General features: G+C 37.3%; 14 protein-coding genes. 7 read left to right on the forward strand and 7 right to left on the reverse strand.

The genetic code is table 11. From position 1 onward, the window contains the following. Positions 1 to 340, reverse strand: a 340-nt coding sequence (tnpA, locus tag QNI15_RS24370) for an IS66 family insertion sequence element accessory protein TnpA (protein WP_314034120.1), incomplete at its 3' end; no start/stop codon positions are given. A gap of 125 nt (positions 341 to 465) precedes the next feature. Between tnpA and QNI15_RS24375 the strand changes: the two genes are divergently transcribed. Continuing rightward, complete coding sequence (locus tag QNI15_RS24375; protein ID WP_314034122.1) at positions 466 to 816, forward strand: hypothetical protein; 351 nt, start codon at positions 466 to 468, stop codon at positions 814 to 816. A 136-nt stretch (positions 817 to 952) separates the two neighbouring features. Here the strand turns inward: QNI15_RS24375 and QNI15_RS24380 are convergent, their stop codons facing one another. Both QNI15_RS24380 and QNI15_RS24385 read right to left on the reverse strand, forming a co-directional pair. Beyond that, complete coding sequence (locus QNI15_RS24380) at positions 953 to 1273, reverse strand: hypothetical protein (RefSeq protein WP_314034124.1); 321 nt, start codon at positions 1271 to 1273, stop codon at positions 953 to 955. A 6-nt stretch (positions 1274 to 1279) separates the two neighbouring features. Next, positions 1280 to 1423 carry a hypothetical protein gene (locus QNI15_RS24385; protein WP_314034126.1) on the reverse strand — a complete coding sequence of 48 codons (144 nt, stop codon included), beginning with the start codon at positions 1421 to 1423 and terminating at the stop codon, positions 1280 to 1282. 417 nt (positions 1424 to 1840) lie between these two features. On the opposite strand from QNI15_RS24385, the gene QNI15_RS24390 reads away from it, so the two are divergent. The 3 genes from QNI15_RS24390 to QNI15_RS24400 all read left to right on the forward strand — a co-directional run bounded on the left by QNI15_RS24390 (position 1841) and on the right by QNI15_RS24400 (position 6516). After that, the gene (locus QNI15_RS24390) at positions 1841 to 2290 is read left to right on the forward strand and encodes a hypothetical protein (RefSeq protein ID WP_314034128.1); all 450 of its coding nucleotides are present in this window, start codon (positions 1841 to 1843) and stop codon (positions 2288 to 2290) included. 537 nt (positions 2291 to 2827) lie between these two features. Beyond that, complete coding sequence (locus tag QNI15_RS24395) at positions 2828 to 3703, forward strand: hypothetical protein (protein ID WP_314034129.1); 876 nt, start codon at positions 2828 to 2830, stop codon at positions 3701 to 3703. 2426 nt (positions 3704 to 6129) lie between these two features. Next, positions 6130 to 6516, forward strand: a complete 387-nt coding sequence (locus QNI15_RS24400; RefSeq protein WP_314034131.1) for a PAS domain-containing protein — start codon at positions 6130 to 6132, stop codon at positions 6514 to 6516. A gap of 195 nt (positions 6517 to 6711) precedes the next feature. Here the strand turns inward: QNI15_RS24400 and QNI15_RS24405 are convergent, their stop codons facing one another. After that, positions 6712 to 6846: a hypothetical protein gene (locus QNI15_RS24405; protein ID WP_314034133.1), complete on the reverse strand. Its 135-nt coding sequence runs from the start codon at positions 6844 to 6846 to the stop codon at positions 6712 to 6714. 239 nt (positions 6847 to 7085) lie between these two features. Between QNI15_RS24405 and QNI15_RS24410 the strand changes: the two genes are divergently transcribed. Then, positions 7086 to 10379 carry a fibronectin type III domain-containing protein gene (locus QNI15_RS24410; RefSeq protein ID WP_314034135.1) on the forward strand — a complete coding sequence of 1098 codons (3294 nt, stop codon included), beginning with the start codon at positions 7086 to 7088 and terminating at the stop codon, positions 10377 to 10379. A gap of 275 nt (positions 10380 to 10654) precedes the next feature. On the opposite strand, the gene QNI15_RS24415 is transcribed toward QNI15_RS24410, so the two are convergent. The 3 genes from QNI15_RS24415 to QNI15_RS24425 are packed head-to-tail and all read right to left on the reverse strand — an operon-like array spanning position 10655 to position 11361. Next, positions 10655 to 10924 carry an element excision factor XisI family protein gene (locus tag QNI15_RS24415; protein WP_314034136.1) on the reverse strand — a complete coding sequence of 90 codons (270 nt, stop codon included), beginning with the start codon at positions 10922 to 10924 and terminating at the stop codon, positions 10655 to 10657. 12 nt (positions 10925 to 10936) lie between these two features. Next, positions 10937 to 11194, reverse strand: coding sequence for an element excision factor XisH family protein (locus QNI15_RS24420; RefSeq protein ID WP_314034337.1), 258 nt, complete (start codon positions 11192 to 11194; stop codon positions 10937 to 10939). Next, the gene (locus QNI15_RS24425) at positions 11185 to 11361 is read right to left on the reverse strand and encodes an element excision factor XisH family protein (protein ID WP_314034138.1); all 177 of its coding nucleotides are present in this window, start codon (positions 11359 to 11361) and stop codon (positions 11185 to 11187) included. Before QNI15_RS24425 ends, QNI15_RS24420 begins: the two co-directional genes overlap by 10 nt. Before the next feature lie 260 nt (positions 11362 to 11621). Between QNI15_RS24425 and QNI15_RS24430 the strand changes: the two genes are divergently transcribed. Both QNI15_RS24430 and QNI15_RS24435 read left to right on the forward strand, forming a co-directional pair. Continuing rightward, entirely contained in the window at positions 11622 to 13796 is a 2175-nt protein-coding gene (locus tag QNI15_RS24430) for a mechanosensitive ion channel family protein (RefSeq protein WP_314034139.1), read from the forward strand. A 205-nt stretch (positions 13797 to 14001) separates the two neighbouring features. Then, entirely contained in the window at positions 14002 to 15069 is a 1068-nt protein-coding gene (locus tag QNI15_RS24435; protein ID WP_314034142.1) for a hypothetical protein, read from the forward strand. Positions 15070 to 15184 lie beyond the last annotated feature (115 nt).

Below are 15184 nucleotides of genomic sequence, written 5' to 3' on the forward strand. Positions count from 1 at the left end.
ATTGAGAGAGTAAGGATAGATCTGCTTCTATACTGGGTTGTATTCTTACTCTGACTCCATTAGGATAAATCACTTCAAGCTCTTGAGTAGACCCTTTTTGAGTAGACCCTTTTTGAGTAGACCCTTTTTGAGTAGACCCTTTAACTTTATCCTCAATAGCTGGATTGGGGATAGCTACAAATCCTGTGATTGGTTGAAGCCGACTTTGGGTTACCCAATAGGTAAAGGTTCCCAATTTGAGCCCATGCTTGGCGCAGAATTGTTTTTGAGTTTGACCACTACTTCGCCAGGCTTCTACCAGCGACAGCATTTTTTCTCGTTTGGCTTCTAAACTATTCATGTTTCAAAGCTAAAACCTATTTTACCGCATTTCAATATGTACTTGGTCGGGCGCATACCAATTATCCATACAATGGATATATTATATTCTCAAAAAAGGATCTGCCATCGGAATATTCTCATTGTGTGAATACCTATGAACAAGGTTTATTTTATTGTATTCTTCCTAAAAAAGAGCTAGAACTGGAATTTAGTATGCCTAAAGACGTATTACAAGGTGGTGGTAAACTCACTATGATAACGTTGAGTTATGCAAAACTTAAAAGATCACAGGAAAATGAGCAGTGTATCGATAAATTGATAGATAATGAACCAATTATTAAATACCAGACTAAGTTCAAAGGATTAAAATGTGGAAATCTTTTTCTAAATCATTTCTTTGAAGACCAGAAATATATGAAGATGTTAATTAGTGTTATACATTCTAGTATAATTAGTAAATCTAAATTCAAAAAACTAAAAATAATACCCAATTGATAAAGCCATTATATACTTAAAGATTGTTTAGATTGACCTATACCCAAATTGAGGGCCGGTAAAAATGGCAAATCAATGTTATTGACTATATCATTTGCCATAGACAATAACATTGATTTGATATATTATCTGAATATCATTTTTCATTTATTTCGCAAGAGCAGTTTATAAAGGAACAATTAGCCAACGATATACTATTATCTCTGCCTCTATAATCTATCGTAATCCTGCAATATTGGTTTTCTGGTTCGATTGCTCCTATTGCTACCCGACCTTTTAATTTATCACCAGGTTTCACAAATGCGGTATCTAATCCTGAGTATATAATAAATTCTCCTTCCTGGTTTTCAATCATAAGTTCGTAGCGATAGGAATACTTTTTTGAAGGCTTATTATAAAACTTTTCACCTTTTTCTCCAAGAAAGTTTGTAACAGTCCCCTCTATAATATTATACACTATTTGTTATGTATTGACTTGTTTAACAATCGTTTCTGCTTTCGAATGAGAGAATACTAATTCTGGAGATAGTTGTTCTCTTTTTGCAAAGTGACCACCATCTAGTGGACAATAACGCTTTTTTGTACGATCTATAAGAGAGTGTTGCATTGAATTGTTCTCTGAATTGTTACAGCCACAAAACAAACTTAGAACTAGAAATACCTGTAATACTAAAGATATACTTATTTGTCTATGTTTCATTTTTTGCTTAATTGATAAGTTGATATGTTAGCAACATTTTAGCTTTTTTTCATGTCTCCTTTCAGTATAAGGTAATAATTCTGCTTTTTTATGTAGACCCGTCTTTGCATCTTTAATTGTCTTATAAAATTGGGCAAAATCTTGTAACGAATGGACTGATTCCTCTACTATAGTAGAATTTTTCTCCAACTTGATAGCCTCGAAGGAATTACAATTTTGTTCCGTTTTAAGAAGCCATGTCTCTGCATTGATATAGTAGTTTTCTCAACTGTGCATCATTTTCTCTTAAAGTTTTTTATGATAAGAAATAATAACTTAAGCATAATGTTATTCTTCTTAATATTATCAAATTGTAATTTATTGGCACAAAATCAGTTTATCACACATGATTTCATACAAGAGCCTCTAAAAATTTATCAGTATAGAGTTAAAAAAGAACAAGAAAGGACAAAAATAACAACAATTAAAAAGCATGAAGTAATTATATCCTTTAAAGAAGGGTTTAAGGATTCACTAGTGGTTTTAGTTGAGGATTCTTTATATTTAAAGGCATTTGTCCAATCAGACATTTATGGTAGAGGATGGTCAGATACATCATTTAAAATAAATTTTAGATCCTTTAAAAAGCAACACTTAACTATAACATTTGTATTACCTGAACATAAGCGATATGTCACTTTCAAGCTTAATACAAGTCATAGATTACTGAAAGTTCATCATGTAGAGTCACTGTGGGAAATTACCAAAACTGATTACATACCAGAATATCAATAGCCTGAATGATTTGAAGTAGTCAAAGCTTGAGCGGACAATTATTGAAGAACCTAGTAACTTCTACAAACAATTAAGCCAAGGATAACTCAAGGAAAGATCATTAAAAACAAAGTGGAAATCCTTGAGATGATATGAGGATGTCTAGAAGCGTGAGACATAAACTTGTCACGCTATTAGGTGAAATGAATACCGAAAAACATAAAAGGCTTTGTTGCAAAGAGTCAAGCCATCGGCGTGATACGAGTGCCTTTATTTAAATCATCTATAAAGTGGCTGGCAATTGTATAAAGGGTTAAGTGACTTCTTTGATGTATACAATTATCACAACTACCATCAAGGCATTGATCGAAGCACACCTGATTCATAATTTTATCAAGTAAAGATAAAATCTTTTTTCAACTAAGAATTCCTACTTGTTGGTCCTAACAATAGGGAGGACCTCATATAGACAGACTTTTTTATTACATTTTCAGTGGTAAGGTGGAAATTACTTTATTCAAAGCTCAAGTATTAATCTGAAAGTTTCAACTAGTAAGTATGATAAAAGGATTTTTACTGGTTGGCATCATTCTACAATTTAGTAGTTGTTTTGCTCAGGATCAAAATTGTGCAGGTAAAGATTCTCACCTATATATGGGTAAAGAACTTAAAGTTAGGAGAATAGATTCAACTCGACAAAAGGTCCCATATATTGGCTTTACCAGAAGAATTGTTGAAGGCGAGTCTTATATTAAAACAGATCCTCAAAATGCCGTTTACTGGAATGGACATTCATTTGGACTCTCTATATATGATAGTTTAATTGGTAAGACCTTTACATGCAAAGCTGTTATCCCTGTAACAGAGGGTAATCTTTGTTACCAATGGCAATATTTGTCTTATCTGGAATTGAGTAATGCTCAAACAGGGACTATCTATTACAAATATAATAGTAGAACTCCTTGTGAAAGATTTCCATTTGAAGTTCTTGGTGGATTATTTCCTGACTCTTCAACTGAAGAAAATGGAGTTTATTGCAAAGAGATTATGCATGAACTGGAGAAATCTAATGATATTCTCAGATATTACACCCCTCGTTCAGAACCCATATGGTTTTCTAAACGTATTGAAAAAGACTCCATAAACTATTATATGATTTTAAAGGTACTTGGTAAAAATCCAAACTATAGAGAAAAAGGTGCTGTGATTGTTCTTGAAACTGGTATGAGAATTACCAGACCTATGATAGGAATAGAAGAAGGATATTCCGAAGGGAAATACACATATTCAGTTGCCATAAAATTAACTTCCGAAGAAATAACAATGCTAAAAACAAGCAAAATAAAATCTTTTCGACTCTATAAATATGATCAAAAAACTGTAAATGGAGAAAGATATAATGGATTATTAAATTGTCTTATTTCAGCAAAGTAAACTATTTAACTTGTTGACCCACTCAGTTAAATATCACCTTTCTATACTCTATCAAGCTAAATACTTTGGCAGAAAAAAAATCCTGAAAAACAAGCTACCTGTACTTTTCTTTCCTTTTCCTAAAATATTACTCACCTGAAAGGAATTGTGCTTCTACATCGTTGTTTTTACTGTAAAAAGTAATTTTGTAGATCTTGTTTTGACCGATTCTGGTAAATAATTTTAGTAACCGTGATTGGCAACTATTTAGATGAATTACACAAATAAGTAAAATATGTAGATGGAGTTTCATAGTGCTTATCTTTGAAATGATGCTATTCGTTTTTCTTTTTTGTTTGCCCAGTAAGTTCAGCATACGCTTTAGTTGATTTCTTCTTAGCTGCGTTTTCGCTATTTCTTATAGCATCTAAACTTCCCAGTCTGAACTTTCTCTATGATTATTTATAACTATAGTACTCATAAATAATATATTTTTTCCTTACAGATAAAGTTGCGAGATTGGCAGACATGACTGTCTTTGTTAGGAAGCAAGCCAAATGCTTAGGAGTATGAAGGGATATATATCCTATTCAGTAGGGAAATCCAGTGGGCAATCTGGAACAAACAGATATGTATGATGAAAACAAAGAAGAATCAAATCAACATTCTGAAGAGTGCAAAAAATGTGTAGGAGGCTATGCAGAATTTACATAATAGCTATGAAAAAACTTCCGATACTATGCAAGCTGTTCATACTCTCTATGCAGAATTTGCATGCCCATTAGCACAACAACCTATGAACAAATTTCATAACCCCTATGCAATAAATGCACAATGCCTATGAAAAATTTGCTGATAGGCTATGAACAAAACGGTAGGTTGGGTATACATTCTTTGCAGTTTGCCTGTGAACAAAATGCACACTATAATAACATATATAGTAACAATAATAATAACAAGTATAAAAACAAAAGTAATAACAATACAATAACAGAATAAAAACAAAAAAAGCGCGTGCGCGAAAGATTTTCAATTTTAAATGAGCAGGAGATTTTTAAAAATAAACAAGCAAGGGAGAAGAAAGAAAATTTTTTGAAGAGCGAAGAAGACAACTAAGATTTTCTAGAAGCCGCTATAGTAACCCCTCCCCAGGTTCTGCCACCCCCCTCCCCTAAAAAACGGTACTCAGTCACATAGCCACACTATTTTGCAAGTAAGCAAGCCTCAACACTTCAGCCAGCAGAATGAGCCTATGCAAAATATTCATAACCTTAAAATCGATTCTAAGGCCACTCCAGTCGATCCATATATTTTACACTGCAAGGAGTTAATCTACTATATTTCGTGGCTTATAAGTGGGTTTATGGGAGCAATAGCAATTTACTCAAATGGGTATTGGAGTAAGTATGTTAAATACGCTATTGAATAATACACTTAATGCTTCAGGATAGATGCTCTGAACTTTCTGACGTAACTTCCGACAGAATGAATATTCCTCTATAATTGGGATGTGATGGTAAGGGTTTAAAAAGGGGAGAGGGTATTGCCAATGATTCAGATTTTATGAAGCATTGGTTATTGGTAAAATTCACTAATTGGTGAATTTTACCAATGTAAAAATAATATTATATGTATAGTTTATTTGCTCTGTTATCTTGTTGATCCATAACAATATGTGACCAGAATTAGAGTCAATTTGAAAAAATATCCGAACTATGGTCAATACGGGTGACTGACCGGAAGTATGGTCACTTTTAAAATCAAAGGCGTAGTGAGCGGAAAAATGTTCAGCAAGAGAAGTGACCATACTTCTGTTTGCTTTTAGTTTTGACTGGAATACCAGTCGCGTTGTAGAAATATTCAAACTCTGTTCATTTTTATTTTTGACTGGAAGTATGTTCACTTTCGTTGGTGACCGGAACTTTGTTCAATTTTGAGAATGACCATACTCTCAGTCACTTTCTCCAGTGATTGGTATTCTATCACCATAAGTAACTATCCGAATACCAGTCAGATTGTTCTCCGACCCGGTTCCGTCATCAGATAAAAAACATTGGCATCTAAATTTTATTTAGTTAACTAATTTTCAAATTCCTATATCTGTAAATATGTTGATGCTCTATTTTGAATCATCTAAAATGTATGTACAAATAAGTGAATTTTTATCTAAAAGCCTTTTGACGAGATGTTATATTTGAAGTTTGTTGAAAAATCTGTTTAACTGATTTTGGATAGAGTACAAATTAACAGGTAGGATACGAAATGGCTTTTCTGGTTCGAAAGAGTGTATATGTTATCAGGAATGAGTTGCTGAGTCCAGCCAAAAACAATAAAGTACTTTTGTTCTCTTTTGAACTTTATTATACCTTAGATTTTATTTATTATACTAATTTGTAAATATTTATCTTAATACTTGGCTATTGTCAAACATCAAATACGAGTAATAAATGGAAAAGAAAGAACGACTGGAGCTATTGCATAAAAAGATGATTGCAGAAATACAGGATTATGCAATCATATTACTGGATACTGATGGAACCATTTTAACATGGAACAAAGGAGCCGAAAAAATTAAAGGGTATAAAGAAGAAGAAATCATTGGCCAGAATTTTAGATTATTTTACATGCCTCAGGACAGACAAGCTGGTTTGCCTGAACAATTGATAGAATTAGCCCAGAAAGAAGGCCGTGCTCGTCATATTGGTAGACGTCTTAAAAAAGACGGCACTATTTTTTGGGGCAGCATTCTTATAACTGCTCTGCATGATGAAGATGGAAAAGTGATTGGCTTTACCAAACTGACTCGTGAAGTGAATGGCAATGAGATATACTAAGGTCAGTTCTACCCATACGTTTACTCTACGAATCACTATAGGATTTAAAAATATCGCATAGTCAGTTGTATAAACTGAGCGCAAATCCTAGCAAAGGCTGTGTAACTCTAGATAAAAAACCTGTGAATTTATGGATAATGTCTCTTTTCTACAGATAATTTGAGTGGCGTCCAAATATATTTTATTACCAGTTTACTAATATAAATAGCTAGTAATCTGGTATTTCTGGGGAGAAAATTGAGTAAGTGTGGCATAGATTTTTTCGATTTTCAGATCCAAAATAGCCCGGTTCACTTCTGGTATTTCATTTAATGTATTTTCACTATGCATACAACTACTTTTGTTCCTTTATTAGGATTGGGTATTGTTTGGCCACAAATGTTTTACCCTTTATCTGTTTATCTTTCAGAAACATTTATACTCTTGCGAATTGCCTCTCTAAAAAATATCCTTGATAGGATAAATATATAATGCATCACCAGTCATTTATTAAAGCTGACTGATATTTTTTCATTTCACCTCCGGTATAAATTGATTATACGTATTACAATCTTTACAACCTTTTTCACATGAAAACACTTTTAACAACCCTAAGTTTATTTCTTTGGGGCTTAGCTAGTTCGTTGGCAACTAATTATTACGTACGTACTGATGGGAATGATAGTAATACAGGTACGTCCAATAGTGCCTCTGGGGCTTTCAGAACTATAACCAAAGCCTGTGCAATTGCCCAACCTGGTGATGTTGTGAACATAAATGATGGCATCTATGTGGAAGGAGAAATCCTTGCCAATAACAAAAACGGTTCTAAAACCAATGTCCTGACAATCCGTGCCATTAATAAACACAAAGCCATTATTCAAAGTGTTTCGGGAGGTAGTGCCATTTTTATGAACAATTCCAAAGGGGTTGTGCTGGATGGGCTGGAAGTAACCTTTCAGAATCCAGCTAACAGTTATTACTTTGGTATACTGTCAGTTGATAGCTATTATATAACCGTAAAAAACTGCTTTGTACATGATATCGGCTCCTCTGGTATCCAGTTGAATAATGGAGAGTATTTCGTTATCGAAAACAACATTGTCCGTGACAATGCCAAAAATACAGGCAATCCCAATGGTAGTGGTATTTCTATCTATCACCCCAAGTATACTTCCGGCTACGTGACTGGTGATTGGGGGATTATTGTACGCAATAATATTTGTTTTGAGAATATTTGTACCTATCCGCTGCCAGGGTACGACACTCCGGTAGATGGCAATGGTATTATATTAGATGATTTTGAAAATGAGCAGGGCGGTGGACAAACTGGTGGCTATACTCACCCAAGTCTGGTAGAAAATAATTTATCTTTCAACAATGGGGGACGTGGCATTCATATTTATCACAGCGCTAATCTTACAGTTCGCAACAATACCCTCTATCACAATAATACAGAACTATCCAAATACTATGCATTTGGCTGGAATGGAGATCTGAATATGGATGCGAGTGCAGGGTCTAAAGTTTACAATAACATTATCGTGATGAACAATTCCAATGCGAGAGGATATGCTATGCTGGTTCCTTCAGATGCGGATGTTCACAACAATGTAATTATCGGGCCTGCCGGGAAAGTAGTTGATGGTACTCCACAAGAAGGATTATTACCATCTGACAATCAGCTACAACAGTTAAATGTCCAAACATATGTGAAATTTGTTAATCCGACAACCAGTATTGGCACCATCAATACGGTTAATCCTCAGTTTAGCAACTATTTCGGATTGGCATCGGGTAGCCCAGCTATTAACGCAGGCAATGCCAGCAATGCCGCCAGCATTGATCTGGAATACAAAACCCGTCCAATAGGTGGTGCAATAGATATAGGCGCTTATGAATCTGGCGCTGCCACTCCGGATACACAAGTACCCAGCGCGCCATCCAATCTGTCAGCTGCTACCATTACGAGTACTGGTTTTACATTAAATTGGACAGCTTCTACAGATAATGTCGGAGTGACCAGTTACGAAATATTTAGAAACGGCACTTCGATTGGCACATCCACGACCACTAGTTTTTCTGTGACAGGGTTAACGGCTAATACAACATACTCGATGACTGTAAAAGCCAAGGATGCAGCAGGCAATACTTCCGCTGCCAGTACTGCTTTGTCTGTAAAAACTAGTACAGCATCCGATACACAAGCGCCGAGCGCTCCAACTAATTTAGCTTCATCAGCAATTACCACTACCAGTTTTACGCTGTCCTGGACGGCATCAACTGATAACGTGGGTGTGACGGGATATGAAATATTCCGCAATGGAACTTCTATCGGTACATCTACCACTACCAGTTTTAACGTTACAGGACTGACAGCCAACACAACCTATTCAATGACCGTTAAGGCTAAGGATGCGGCAAACAATGTATCTGCTGCCAGCACGGCTTTATCCGTAAAAACAGCTACTGCTCCTGATACTCAGCTGCCCAGCACACCAACTAACCTGACTTCACCAAGTAAAACACAAACCAGTGTCAACCTGAGTTGGACAGCTTCCACAGATAACGTAGGAGTTACTGGTTACAATATTTACAGAGGTTCTACACTTGCGGGTAGTTCTACTACTACCTCGTTTACGGTTACTGGTCTAACGGCCAATACGGCATATAGCTTTACAGTCAGAGCCAAGGATGCCGCTGGAAATCTTTCTGCTGCCAGCACTGCTTTGTCTGTCACGACTTCACCCGCTTCAGACACACAAGCCCCAAGTGTACCTACCAACTTAACAGCATCAGCTATTACAACTGCCAGCTTTACATTGTCCTGGACTGCTTCTACAGACAATGTCGGAGTGACCAGTTACGAAATATTTAGAAACGGCACTTCGATTGGCACATCCACGACCACTAGTTTTTCTGTGACAGGGTTAACGGCTAATACAACATACTCGATGACTGTAAAAGCCAAGGATGCGGTAGGTAATACTTCCGCTGCCAGTACCGCTTTGTCTGTAAAAACTAGTACGGCATCTGCTACTGGCACAGGTTTGAAAGGCGAGTTTTTCACTCAGTTTGGGTATGGAGTAAGTCCTGCACGTGCAGCCATTGCAGGGCAAACTCCTCTATTCTCTTTTACCGCAACCAACATTGATTATCCAGCAGGTGTAACTCCTTCCAATATGGATAACTGGAACGTGTGGTTAGGAAGTGATGGCGTAGGAGGACCAGCAGAGGCAATTGAATCCTCTACGCTGCGGTTGAGTGGGTATATTCAAATCAAGCCTGAACATGACATACAATCTGGCAACTCTACTATAGAAGTCGATTTTGCTGTCGGTTCACAAGGCTTTATGGCGCTTACAGTTAATAACACCCAAGTGTTGATTAAAGAAGAAAACTGGTCGTTTGGGACACGTAGTGGACGGGTAAGCTTCCCTTCTGCAGGGTATTATCCGATAGAATTGCTCCATAGTACAGGCTTCGATTATAGTGGAGTAGAATTATATAGCAGCATTGCAGGTACCTCCAATCCGGGACATGGAAGTGGACTGGCAACCTATATTATCCCTAAAACAGTGTTGTTCCCACAAAGTCCAGGAGCAAGAATAGCTGCTGAAACACCAGTTGTAAATACAGAACTGGGCATTTATCCAAATCCGGTTTCTTCCAATCAGTCTGTTTTACTCTCATCAGATAGATTCAAGGATAAGAAAACCCAGATTTATGTGCAAGACATGACTGGCCGTACTTTCCTGCAGCAAACACATATATTTGGAGAAAATGCATTGCCATTGTCCTTAGGTTCACTTCCAGCAGGATTATATATAATCCTGATTACAGATGGAAAACATACCCAACAAGGAAAACTGGTTGTACGTTAATTGATCTATTTATATATGAGCAGCCTTACTTAGACCTTCTAAGTAAGGCTGTTTTGTTTGGTACTTTTAAACAGTTATAGCTATGATTTATACAAAATAATTTCAGAGGAAGTTTATGTGTATTCAGAAAGGGACGTAGTGAAGTGAGTGGATATTGGAATAAAAGAATTTATCTGAGCATTCGTATTAAAGGAAAATTTCAAAAAATGATATTCCTGATTTAATACCAAATACATCGCCTGATGGGTGTACTTATTTTCTATGTCGCTAACTAATTAAATAGCTTTTTTCTGAATATCTACTGAGAACTCCGGACCATTTAGAAGATTTTCCAAATCCAGGTTGGTATTGTTTTTCAATATTTCAACTTTATCATCTTTAATCGAAACTGCTATAGCGATTTCATATTCTCCCTCTTCATCGGAAACAACCAGATAATGCTTTTTGCCATCATCAAAGACAGTAAAAACTCTTAGGTTCTGCCACTCGTCGGGCTCTTGTTCCAAACTGGTTAAAAAGTCTTTTACTGCATTTATATTAATCATATTCGTTCAAGTTTAGCGTGGTAAATAGTGTATGATTCTTTCGCTTTCTACATCATATGTGATGATAGACATCCGGTTCTGAATTATATCAAACTGAATAAAAGAATCATTAAATCTTTCCTTATAAACCATTTCAGGCACAGCTAAAAAGATTCTTACATCCATATTTTTGAACGTCAGTGCATTTTTATATCTATCATACTGTCCGAATGTATTTGAATACGAATGTATAAAACTTTGTTCATCGAATTTCTTTACTTCTACAAAAATATATTGCCTTCAACTTCTTTTGTATTAGTATCTTTTTCCGCAAGGATATCTACTATAAATGTGACCTTTTTAGTTGGTTTCAAATTGTAATTTTCCTTTAAAATCTTCCAACCATCTTTTTGCAAAGCACGAACTACAATTTTGTGGGTACTGTCGTATCTACTCATAGAAAGATTAATTAAAAATATAAAACAATTAGTAATGATTCAATAAAACCTAAAATAACTGGGTTGTCTCTAATTCTACTATAAGATTACCATATTGCTCTAACATTTCAATAGCATTATATAGGTTGATTTGATCCATGTGTTTGGTCTTATATTCCAATGTCTTAATAAGGCCAAAGGTGAGTCAAGTATTATTGAAGAGCAGTGTCAACTGTAGAGTAAGTAGGTAAAACAAGTCTCAACGGTATCTAATTAACAGAGTGGCATTAATTTTTAGCCAAACATGCACAATAACTACCTGCCTGATCAACAGTTCTCTGTTAACAAGCTGGCTTACCTGTACAGGTTTGCCAGACAGCAATCTGGTAGTAACCATACAATCTGTGATATTAATCTGTAAGTCTGTTTTGATGAAAATACCTGATCTGAAAAAATGTACTTCTCCAAAGCCGAACTCGCAAACTGCTGACTTCACCGGCTTACTTCCGATGGCATGGAAACAACTAAAGCCTTCTAAGCTACAAAATAGGTTATTTGGAACTTCTTTCTGGTTCTTTCTAATCCTGTCATCTGTATGCTTTATCCCAACGTTAGCACAGATACCAGGAATAGGATCAGATACGGCTGACAGCTTGAAAACACAACCAGAATGGGAAGAAGATTCGCTAGGCCGACGCAACCCCCGTGGTACGGTTGCAGGATTTCTGGAAGCGGTTGGGGCAAAAAATTATAGCCGGGCTTCCCGTTATTTGAAAATAGACCACGCAATCCTCGGCTTATCTGATGACCAAATGTCGAATGTCAAAACACGGACAACACGGAAACAAGGCAAAGTACTTAAGTCTGCTAACGCTCCTGCTAGCATTGATAGTGTTGAATTAGCTCAGAGGCTACAACGTATTCTGGATGCGAATGGTAACTTGCTGCCTTATTCATGGATCAGTGACGAATATGATGGTTCACTTACCGACAATCTGGCACCTAATCTGGAAAGGGTAGGAAAGGCTACCGTGGCAGGAAAAACCTTTGATTTACTGCTTGAAAAAGAAGAGGGTCCAGATGGTGCCCCAATCTGGTTACTTTCTACCCAGACCATTGCTAAAATTTTGCTTACTTACCAACCTGAACAGGCCTCTCCATTAGTTGACAGATGGTTGCCGGCTTACCTAAGAGAACATAGTCTGGCATCTGTTCCCATTGGCTATTGGCTAGCTCTGCTGGTGTTGGCAGTAATAGCCTATCTGCTGGCCTGGCTGTTAACAGGGGTCATTATCTATCTGCTTCCTTTTGCCTGGACTCAGGCCAGGCAGGAGCCTACAGCAGGTGTGGTCAAAGCCTTGGGGTTACCATTTCGGATTCTCATTGCAGTCTGGTTTTTTGGGTCACTTGTCCAGATGGCAGATATCTCTATTATCATCCGGCAACGCCTTGGTGAAATCACCACAGTCATCGGAATGGTAGCTGTGATATTGTTGCTCTGGCGCGTCACAGTTGTTTTTACTCAATTTAGCGAAAGGCGTATCGCCCGTCGTGGCAATATGGCAGCGGTTTCTGCCGTATTGTTTCTAAGTCGCGTAGCCAAAACGGCTATTGTAGCATTCGGGTTGATCGCTATATTGTATACTCTCGGTTTTGACGTAACTACTGGATTGGCTGCTCTGGGTATTGGAGGTATTGCACTGGCATTAGGCGCACAAAAAACTGTAGAAAACTTTGTAGGAAGCGTAGCTCTTATTGTAGACCAACCCATTCGTGTGGGGGATTTTTGCAAAGTAGGAGAGACTGTAGGTACGGTTGAACAAATTGGGATGCGATCAACCCGTATCCGAACACTGGACCGCACAATTGTAACTATTCCTAATGGAGAATTTTCTTCACAACGAATTGAAAACTATGCGCATCGGGACCGCTTCTGGTTTCACCCGGTAATAGCCCTGCATTTTCAAACAACCCCTGATCAGATCCGGTATATACTCACAGAGCTGGATGCTGCCTTAAAGGCCTATCCAACTATTGATAAAGAATCAGCTCGTATTCGCTTTGTAGGTATCGGATCACAGGCTCTGAATTTGGAAGTTTTTGCGTATGTACTTGCCAAGGATTACAATGCCTTTCTTGTAGATCAGGAAACTTTGCTTTTGCAAATCATTGATACTGTTCGGGCAAGTGGTAGTAGTCTTGCTTTCCCTACCCAGGCCCTGTATGTTAATAGCACTCTTACAGAGGAGGATCTTGCCGGAGAGCTCGGTGGAAATGATTTTAACAGAGACGGTAGGCACAAAACAATTACTCAGATAGAACGGATGAGCAAGGCCAGGATTGGTACGCACTCAAACAGCAAAGATACAGGCATAACCTATACCAAACCTGATAGCAATAAAATGGATGGTAACAAGCCGGGTATTGACAAAACAGGAGATAAGAAAGCACACTGAATGGCTGCTGACCGAACTGGTAACTGATTTATGTGAAATGATCCTGAGAAGTTAATAGCTATCACACAAGAGTCTGCCTTTCAGGTAATTAATTTAACCTTTCAGACATATTGTGTTGAGAATCTGAGCGTAAATCAATTTCTTTCTTTACCAACAGGACTGAAGTTTTGTTTTTTGATTGTCTATCCGATTTACTACAACTACCATGACAATAACTTTTTCAAGAAAACTTCTATGGACAGGTTTCTTTTTACTTCTCTTTATTGCCGGTAAGATACTGGCTCAGACAGGCGTGAAACTAAGTAAGCCCAGAGTATTTGTCCAGCTTGATAGCACCTGTATGACTCCTGATGCTATGGCATTTGATGAATCAGGTAATTTTTATCTCTCTGTTACCAATGCTACTACCTATGATCGGTTTGGGGCCAAAATTATAAAGCTCAGTCTGGAAGGGAAAATACTGGACACCTGGACTTCGCTGCCTAAAAATCCTCTCACAGGTAAAGTACACCCAATGGGTATGGCTATCGGGTCAGACGGTTATTTATACATTGCAGACAATCAAAACTTTGCCTCTGGCAAACAGGCATCCAGAGTCCTTCGTGCCAAGCTTGAGAAGGGGACTATTCAAAAAATTGAAACGGTTGTATCCGGATTGCAGGTTGCCAATGGTCTAAGATTTTATAACGGATATATTTATATAACGGATGCCTGGACGGATTACGCCCGAAAAAGTGGAATTTATCGCTTCCCCATTAGTGAGCTTGCAAAGCAACCTATACTACTCAATCCACAGAATAGAGCCCGTTATCTGGTTTATGAAATGCAACTCGATGATGCTACTACCGATGGAGTAGGAGTTGATGGGATGGATTTTGATCAGAATGGAAATCTGTATGTAGGAAATTTCAGTGATGGCAAATTAATCAAAATCAGTTTTGACAAAAACTCTCAGATGCCTGCTATTACACCTGTTCTCAAACAAGCTGATCTGGTAGGATGTGATGGTATTTTCTTTGACAAAAAATCAAATTCGTTGCTGATTGCTAATTTTCTGGAAAATAGCATTCTACAGTATAGTTTGACCGAGAAGAAGTTGGTGATGTTATGGTCAAATAAAGATGCTGCTTGTGGGGCAGAACTGGATTGTCCCTGTGATTTGGCTGTGATAGGGAATCAGTTGGTGGTAGTCAATTTTGATACCTATACTACCAATGCCAATAAGACCATAGATAACTGCAACACACTATCTGTCTTTGATATACTCAGATAAGACATTATTTGTGGGTTATATTCTACTTCACTTCTTGGAAATACAAATAGCCAAGGCCAGGTTGAACGATTTGGCCTTGGCTATCGTATGCGATTCACCACTTGTTACTACATGA

The sequence above is a fragment of the Xanthocytophaga flava genome, from assembly GCF_030068545.1.
GTDB lineage: Bacteria > Bacteroidota > Bacteroidia > Cytophagales > 172606-1 > Xanthocytophaga > Xanthocytophaga flava.